The organism is Exiguobacterium sp. SH5S4, from assembly GCF_004337045.1.
Classification (GTDB): domain Bacteria; phylum Bacillota; class Bacilli; order Exiguobacteriales; family Exiguobacteriaceae; genus Exiguobacterium; species Exiguobacterium aurantiacum_A.
Genome location: NZ_SJUQ01000018.1, coordinates 58,164 through 64,596 on the forward strand (window position 1 = coordinate 58,164; position 6,433 = coordinate 64,596).

The 6,433-nt window shown below is 40.7% G+C and carries 6 protein-coding genes; 5 read left to right on the forward strand and 1 reads right to left on the reverse strand.

Annotation, left to right across the window (positions count from 1 at the left end; all coding sequences use genetic code 11):
* Nucleotides 1-149: 149 nt before the first annotated feature.
* Nucleotides 150-743, forward strand: a complete 594-nt coding sequence (locus EVJ32_RS10970) for a recombinase family protein (RefSeq protein ID WP_131458399.1) — start codon at nt 150-152, stop codon at nt 741-743.
* Complete coding sequence (locus EVJ32_RS10975; RefSeq protein ID WP_131458401.1) at nt 724-1,608, forward strand: hypothetical protein; 885 nt, start codon at nt 724-726, stop codon at nt 1,606-1,608. The genes EVJ32_RS10970 and EVJ32_RS10975 overlap by 20 nt, the downstream gene beginning before the upstream one ends.
* Nucleotides 1,609-1,874: 266 nt before the next feature.
* On the opposite strand, the gene EVJ32_RS10980 is transcribed toward EVJ32_RS10975, so the two are convergent.
* The gene (locus EVJ32_RS10980) at nt 1,875-2,288 is read right to left on the reverse strand and encodes a hypothetical protein (protein ID WP_131458403.1); all 414 of its coding nucleotides are present in this window, start codon (nt 2,286-2,288) and stop codon (nt 1,875-1,877) included.
* Between the two features lie 150 nt (nt 2,289-2,438).
* On the opposite strand from EVJ32_RS10980, the gene EVJ32_RS10985 reads away from it, so the two are divergent.
* From EVJ32_RS10985 to EVJ32_RS10995, 3 genes are all read left to right on the forward strand, one after another.
* A complete protein-coding gene (locus EVJ32_RS10985; protein WP_131458404.1) occupies nt 2,439-2,930 on the forward strand; it encodes a hypothetical protein in 492 nt (163 codons plus the stop codon).
* Between the two features lie 539 nt (nt 2,931-3,469).
* Complete coding sequence (locus EVJ32_RS10990; RefSeq protein WP_131458406.1) at nt 3,470-5,002, forward strand: hypothetical protein; 1,533 nt, start codon at nt 3,470-3,472, stop codon at nt 5,000-5,002.
* Nucleotides 5,003-5,098: 96 nt separating this feature from the next.
* A complete protein-coding gene (locus tag EVJ32_RS10995; protein WP_131458408.1) occupies nt 5,099-5,857 on the forward strand; it encodes a restriction endonuclease in 759 nt (252 codons plus the stop codon).
* Nucleotides 5,858-6,433: the final 576 nt, after the last annotated feature.

Here is a 6,433-nt window from a genome sequence, read left to right on the forward strand (position 1 = left end):
AAATAGAGGAGTACCGAGAAAGTCACAAATGGCTCAAAACGGTACTTTTTTATTTTTGCTCATATTCTATTTTGCCATCTATAAATCAATGTCTATTTTGTTACAATCGTATTGAGTTTATAGACTAAATTTATCGAAAGGAGATTGTCATGGCGAAAATCGGTTATGCCAGAGTGTCAACTAAAAATCAAAACCTTGATTTACAAATTGATACTCTTGAAAAAGAAGGATGCGAAAAGATTTTTTTTGAAAAGCGTGGATCAACTCAGACTCGCCCAGAGTTTGAACGTTGTTTAGAATATTTAAGAAAAGGCGACACGCTAGTTGTTTGGAAATTAGACCGACTTGGTAGAACAATGAAGCAACTGATTAATCTTGTGGACGATTTAAAAGAACGAGGGATTGATTTACGAGTCATAACAGGCGATCTCGATACCACGACTCCTCAGGGCAAAATGATGTTCACTCTCGTCTCGATGTTTGCTGAGATGGAACGTGATTTAACTATTGAGCGAACGAAAGTTGGATTGGCAGCCGCACGCAAAAGGGGGCGAGTCGGAGGACGGAAGAAGATTGACGATGACACTTTAGATAAGGCATTTATGATGTATGATTCAGGTGTCACCGTAGTAGACATATGTCGGACGTTACCGATTAAAAAGGCGACATTCTATAATTATTTGAAAGAAAGAAACATGCAAAGGGAAGAGGAGGGTGGAACAAATGAAAGACGAACAGAATAATTCCGGACTACCCGATTTCATTAAAGAGATAAATGCTAGGAATAGAGAACTGCAATCGCATGCTCTAAAAATTAATGATGTGATGAGAAATTTGAGTCATTCTATCAACTCTATCTTTAACGAAGATAGGTTAAGAACATTTCAAATGGTATCGAAAAGGGCAGAACAGCACGTTGCTAATCTTTATAAGGTTCTTAAAACAATTGATTGGCAAAAAATTAGCGAAAATTTATCTGAACTATCAAGTGATGTGATCGCATTTTCTAAAGAAATGGCTGAAGAGAATATCTACCTCCATATAGATTACTTAGACGAATTCAGTATTAATGATTATCATCCCTACCTTAAACGTGAGGTCTTGCTTGAGTGGATGGAACGAAATCTCGAAAAAAATGTTGAAGCACTTAAAGAGAAAGAGTTTTTGAAACGGCATCATAGAATTTTAGAACAGACATTGGTTGCTTATCGTAATCAGGATTACGAACTTGCAATGATGGGGCTATACCCTGTCATTGAATTCTTCGTAGCTAATTGGATTTTAAGTCAGGATAATCAGGGTGTCTTTAATTACGAAGAACCGACCAAACTTCAACTGAGTAAAGAAACCGTCAAAAAAATTGCAATGGAACAATTGAGTAACATGAAAGATGATGAATTCGTAAATACATTCTTTGAAATGAAAGCCCTTGAAGGAATGCATCGGATATATCATTACACCAGTGTCGATCCGTTATGTCGTAATTCGGTTCTACATGGCAGCCACGATTACAGTGAACTTAGTGAACAAGACTATTTAAAACTTTTCTATCTGTTATACGCTTTAGTGCCTTTACACGGAATGATATTTAAGAAGGATGTAAATTGAAAGAACATGGATTGGCTCGATCATCGAAGATGACAGGCCAATCCATATAACGTCTTAACCAACCGGTTTGCAAGGTTTAAACTTGCTTATCGGTTATACCAAGTGTGTAGCATTAAGGCGGTTTGTAAGGCTTGTAAGAGTACCGTGATTGTCTCCATCTCATTATCCCCCCCCTTCGTTTGTATAGACACATAGAGGGTTTTAAAAGAGTGTTCAGAGACAAAATAAAAGACCACTTGACCTCGAAGGTCAGGCGGTCTTTTTTATTAATCAGCGTATTGAAGTCTCGTTTTTGGTTCTTTCTTTCTGAGTAATTTATAGGCAGAAACAAAAATGTTGATGACGAGAACGAACGGAGTGAAAGGAAGAGTAAGCATAATAACACCGACTTTGCTTGCCCAAATGATGATAGAGAGCAAAATGCCACGTTTGAAGATACGGACACCGTAAACACTGCTAATAACTCCGTACATATATCCTAACAAGTAGAAGGTGACGAAATAGTAGAACTGATCCGACAGTCCGTCAAACGGGATCATGGCAGTAAATGGCTTCACGAGGAAGAAGTCAGTTCCATATTCATAGTTGAAAGTGTTTCGGAAGTAATAGTATGCCAAATAGCCGACTACCGCAGGATAGAGGGCGTACCGTTTGATAATTGGAAAGAGTGAATGGATCAATTCTAACACCTCGCTTTTGAGTAATTTATTGTTAATTCTATTATACCATACGCAATCAAAAAAGATGTTATTTTTAAAAGGATTAGGTGTGAATGTTTCGGGAAGAATGTTATAATCTAAGTATATAATAAAAAGTGAAGGAGTGGTCATGTGAATCATGCTTTGGATATGATTTACAAAAACTTCCCAAACGTAAAAAAACGGATGGAAGACCCTTCTTCGGTAGTTTTATCGAGTGAAGGGGAGGTGGTTTTCTATCAACTTGCCCAGTTTGTTAGTGATCCTAAGAAAAACAAGAAAACAGTATTGAATCATTCGGACGCTTTCAATATTCTTAATAAAAAAGAATTACGTTTTTATCTAGATGTTCTCGAATATGATTTTAACCCTACGGGGCGGATCGGAGAAACAAGAACGTTCCAAGCGTCAGAGTACATCAAGCAGAGTTCTTTCTATAAAGAGGTAGTAAGAGAAATACCGAACACGAGGATGCATTCTAAGCAGTATTTTTGGAGGTATGTCGAGTTGGGGACGGTTGTCCCTACACCTGACGTCGTGATCGACGGGCAACGGTTTTGGCACATTCAGACGGTTAAAGACTTTATCGAAGAAGAAAAAAAGAGTCCGTTACGAAAGTTGTGATTCTTTGTAAAAGAAGGGAACATAATGTCATTCAATTCATTAACCAGAATTTTAAAGCAATTTCCCTGAAATTAGTGTAATATAATCACTATAAAAATGACTTTAGAATTAGTTCAATAACTTATAAGTTAGTACCTTTTCCTCAAAAAAACGATAAAATAGCAAAAAAAAAGAAAAGTGGCAACCCATTACCTTACGAATTCTCCTTCTTGGCGGGACGGGAATTATAGTAAGGTTTCACAAAAGGACCACTAATCTTCAAACCATATAGAGTGTATATAACACTTATTTGTCAGGAACAAACGTCTTTTTTCTTTGACGCAGTTCTTTGATATATATAAGTTACCACATTTCATACGGTTTGAAAACATTCAACGTAGGAAAATGGATTAAAATTTCGATAAAAATCGACAAAATTTTAATTTATTTTCATGGATTGGATGGAAGATTAGTCTGACTTTAAGGTTTGCCACGCTCGATTTTCCGAGCGAAGGCAAACCTTTTTTTGTTCAAAAACTATCTGAAAGGTGGCAGACACCATGTTGAATATTCAATCAAATCATCATCGAGTACATACAAAACTAGAACAAGAAATCGTGAGGTTTATCATCGGTGACGGCTTCGGCTTATACGAATCTTATGCAAATGATGTGCCAGTCTCAATTAAACAAAAATGTGACTTTGAAATGAAAACTCAAGGGGCTGTACGAGTAGCTTACGGAAAAGAATATCTAGGTACTGACCAAGAATTCGGACAAGACATAGCACGTTCTATCGGTGGTGTGCTGCACTATCATGAGTCATCTTTCGGTGGTGTCACTCACTGGACTCCGAACGTCTATTATCGTGCGGATAAACACCACTTCATCGCTCAACAATACCTTAGAAGAGTTAAGACACTCTGCTTCGATGTTGACCAAAAAATGAGCGTCAATCAGATCCTCTTCGCATTCGAACAATTGGACGTCAATTGTAGCCCGTTTTTAATCCTAAGTACGCCTAAAGGCGTACAGTTCTTCGTTTCATACGGAGAAGCTTGGTTCGGTTCTGAAAAAGCAATTACATATTCAAAGAGCATTGCGAGCCAGTTGAAAAAAGTTGTATCCGATTTACTCCCGATTGACGATGCAAAAGACGTTTTTGGATGGGCAAGATTTCCTAGAGAAGAGACAGTCATGTACTTCGACCCGTCAAACACTTGGAACAACAGCGAAGCTAAAGAGTGGTTCGCAGAACAAAATGTAATGAACAAAAAGTTGTTTGCTCATGGTGGTTATTTGACTCAACGTGCCGGAATCATTCTTCAAGAAACAGGTGAGGTCGGTATGCGTAACAAGGTACTCGTTCAATTGGGTATCATGGCTAAAATGGACGGTTTAAGCCTTGGAGAAGCCGAAGAAATCGCTTTGAACTGGAATGCTAAGTTAGACATCCCTTTGCGTCGTAACGCCGTCACATCACCTCTCAGAACGGTTTTCCGTTCTGACTATAAACTCGATTTTAATTTCATCGAGTCTGTGACTGGTCATCGTCCGAGAGCAATTCGTTTTGTGAAGCACAAAAAGTCGAGAGACGTTAGAAGCTATGACCATAAGCACGAATTAGTACACGACATTCAATCACACTTCGAAAAAGTGTTGCCCGAAGGGGAGGGAGAAAGTATGCCCCTCGAAGTCTCAACACGTCAGTTGGCTGACACGCTCTTTGGTGAAGTGAAAAAGCATACGAGCATCACACGAGCCTTAGAAGCCCTCCATAAAGCCGACAGTCGTTTCGTCGTGCGGAAGAAGGTAGATCGCAACGGGAAGCCCCTACGAGGACGTGGGGCGGGTTACCTTGTGTACCGCACACAAGACCTATTGAACATGATTAAAGAAGCGAAACAGATGAAGAAACAATTGCTCACGAGCCTTGTCTATCGTGCTGCCACGTTCGCTGAAAGACACCATGAAACGTACACTTCGAAAACAAAAGATTCACTCGAAATTAATGTACCAATTGCCAATAAAGTTAGTACCCGTACCCTGCCTATGAATACGCAATACCTAGAGATAATACCGCTAACTGAATGAGTTGTGGTACTTGAAATAAGGTGTAGGATGGTTTGTCTTTCTTATTTTCATAACGAAGTTATGTAGTGAATTTATTCAAAAAGGAGAAGTGAAGAAATGAAGAACAAGCGTCGTTATTCGAAGCGTAATACACGTTACAAAAAAGAGTTAACTCGTTTACAGGTAGCCATTGGATTGGGCTTGGCTTTAGTTCTATATCGTGACTTTGAACGGTTACTTGATGGGAATTATCCTCAGTGGAGTTCCTTGGTTATGGGGTTATGTATCGGGGGGGTGATCCTATTCATTCCGAAATTGATACAGCAATTGAAGACACAAAAGAATCGTAAAGAATACGAGAATTCAACCTTGTATCAGATCGACAAGATGGATGGCATCGGTTTCGAAAGGTATCTCAAATGGTTGTTCGAGAAACGTGGTTACATAGCAAAAACGACGTCCACTACTGGAGATTTTGGGGCAGATTTGCTCTTAGAGAAGGATGGGCATAATATTGTTGTTCAAGCGAAACGATACGGCTCGAACGTCGGGATTCAAGCGATACAAGAGGTCTTTACAGCACAGCATTATTTTGAGTGTGACGAAGCTTGGGTCGTGACCAATAGTCGATTCACTAAAAGCGCTCAGACGGTCGCAGGAAAAGTGAACGTACGATTAATTGGCAGAGATGAACTTGAGTCGTTTTTGAATCGAAAGAACGAAAATGAAGCCGTCGAGATGTATCGAAAAGAGTTAACTCACATTAAGCGAGAATGTCCGAAGTGCAAGGAGAAACTGATTCTTCGTGGTTCGAAGCATGGCTCGTTTTATGGCTGCTCTCGCTTCCCTGAATGTAAATATACGGAGAAGGTCTGAAATGCTTTTTATGGCTCATGGGGCGGGGGCTAAGGTGTTCGGAAGGGCATCGACCACCCAAGCCCCCACAACCCACCGCAACGCCCCTAAATCGAGCGATAACGACACCCCGTCGCCAATAGCGAGATCATCGGAGATGAACCGGCCATTGGCTGCACGTCCGAGGGACGTGTCGGGCTGTACGTTCCTGCACGATTTGACGGGACGCTCGGAGCGTCAGGTCAAGGTCAAGACCGTAGGCTTGCTCAGGCAAGCAGGGAACGTTCCGCCAAGTCGGAACGGAAGACCACGAATGTTTACCGTTTTTCCCCTCGGACGATACATCCTATCGAACGTGACGGACTCTGACAGGGCAAGGATCGGCTTCGCTTCTTCCCCTGTCACTCGCACACGTCACGGCGGTCAACATCAAGGGGCAGTCGATTTTTTTCGTCCATAAAACCCTCCTGAACGAAAAAAAGTAGACTGGCTGAGACCCTTGACGTTTCCCTTGCGATGGCTGTTCGTCGAACGTGTCAAAACGGCAAAAATTCACCCTCAGGGGGCGATTTCGCCCGAGGGAAAAACAGGAGGAAC